This window comes from Parendozoicomonas callyspongiae (genome assembly GCF_023502345.1).
Lineage (GTDB): Bacteria > Pseudomonadota > Gammaproteobacteria > Pseudomonadales > Endozoicomonadaceae > Sansalvadorimonas > Sansalvadorimonas callyspongiae.
Genome location: NZ_JAMFLX010000074.1, coordinates 1 through 1,685, shown reverse-complemented (window position 1 = coordinate 1,685; position 1,685 = coordinate 1). Strand labels below are relative to the sequence as shown.

Below are 1,685 nucleotides of genomic sequence, written 5' to 3'. Positions count from 1 at the left end.
TCTTGCTCCATGAACCAATAATGTTCGCAGGTAAATATCGCCCCTTCGGGTTATACGACCCAGGCGCACAACACCACCTGTCGTATGCTGTTTCGGCGTTAAACCTAACCAGGCTGTGAAGTGCCGACAGGATTTGAACTGTTTGGCATCGGACACGCTGGCAACAATGGCCGTCGCTGTCATCTCTCCAACGCCGGGAATAGCCAATAGTTTTTTCGCAGACTCAGTTCTTTGCGCCAGGCTATGAATCATCTTGTCATAGTCGGCTATATCATCATTCAGTTGCAGCAGCCGTTTAAAAGCATCTTCGATCAATTGACGCATAACCCAGGGCAGATCATTCTCGGCATCCGCTAAGATCAACGGTACTTCTCGCTGGACTGACTCTCTGCTTTTGCGGATAACGATCCCAAACTCCATCAGTAACCCTCGTAGCTGATTAATCTGGGCTGTACGGGCTCGCACCAAGCCCTGACGTAAGCGGTGAACACACAGGGCCGACTGCTGATCCGGGCTCTTGATACTGACGAACCGCATATTCGGACGACCAACCGCTTCGCAGATAGCTTCTGCATCGTTGTTGTCGTTCTTGCCACCTTTTCTGTAAGGGGTGACAAAACGCGATGCCATAATGCGTGCAGTGTAACCGAGCTTTTGAAATTGACGGGCCCAGTGATGCGCACCTGAGCACGCTTCCATACCGATCAAGGTATCTTCCGGAAGATTGCCCAAGGCTGCCAACAGTTTGTTACGCTTAACGGTTTTACGCAGGGTCACTTTGCCATGAGCATCGACACCGTGCAGACTGAAAACATTTTTCGCGAGATCAATACCAACAGTGAATGATGTCATGGTATGTCTCCTCTCTCATCAGTTCAGTGCAGGAAGTGTGGCACTGAATGGTTGAGTTGGGGGAAGTCCATATCATTCGTTAGGCCCTCCCAATCATCAAGTTTCGTAATATTATTGATATTGCAGCATGTTGCGCAATGCGCTACACTCTATCTCATGATTAAGTCATTCAAACATAAAGGGCTGAAACAGTTCTTCGAGACGGGCAAAAAGGCTGGAATTCAGGCCAAGCACGGTAAGAAGCTGAGAATGCAGTTAGCTGCTATCGACACCGCCCAAGTGATTGATGATATTGATCTTCCTGGCTTTTCTCTCCACCCGCTGAAGGGAAATCGCTCAGAAATATGGTCAATCTCAGTAAGTGGTAACTGGCGTGTTACCTTTGAATTTCGGGATGGCAATGCGTACATCCTTAACTACGAGGATTATCACTAATGTCTATGCACAATCCTCCGCATCCGGGGGAATTCATCGAGTCCATCTATATGGAACCGTATGAGATTAGCTGTCGCTACCTTGCAGAACAGCTGGGAGTTGCTGCTTCCACACTCAATAGGGTGATAAAAGGTAAGAGTGCTATTTCTCCAGAAATGGCTCTCAGATTATCCAAGGTTTTGGGGCGTACTCCTCAGAGCTGGCTTGCAATGCAGGATAACTATGAAATCTGGCAAGCTCAGAAGCGTATCAATCTTTCTCAGCTCCAGCCTCTCAAGTTTCTTACCGCGTAATCCTGCCACATTCTTGGCCTAACAAGCCCATCCATGCGACCGCCTTCGGCGGCGCATGATGGGGGCGTTAGGCGCAACACGTATTTCATTGCCATTGACACATGA

General features: G+C 48.7%; 3 protein-coding genes. 2 read left to right on the top strand and 1 reads right to left on the bottom strand.

Features of this window, described 5'->3' with window-relative positions; all coding sequences use genetic code 11:
* The coding region (locus M3P05_RS20275; RefSeq protein WP_249701950.1) for an IS110 family RNA-guided transposase at positions 1-852 on the bottom strand (852 nt) is incomplete at its 3' end.
* A 156-nt stretch (positions 853-1,008) separates the two neighbouring features.
* On the opposite strand from M3P05_RS20275, the gene M3P05_RS20270 reads away from it, so the two are divergent.
* Positions 1,009-1,287, top strand: a complete 279-nt coding sequence (locus M3P05_RS20270) for a type II toxin-antitoxin system RelE/ParE family toxin (RefSeq protein ID WP_249701949.1) — start codon at positions 1,009-1,011, stop codon at positions 1,285-1,287.
* A complete protein-coding gene (locus M3P05_RS20265) occupies positions 1,287-1,580 on the top strand; it encodes a HigA family addiction module antitoxin (protein ID WP_249701948.1) in 294 nt (97 codons plus the stop codon). The genes M3P05_RS20270 and M3P05_RS20265 overlap by 1 nt, the downstream gene beginning before the upstream one ends.
* The last annotated feature ends 105 nt before the right edge of the window (positions 1,581-1,685 follow it).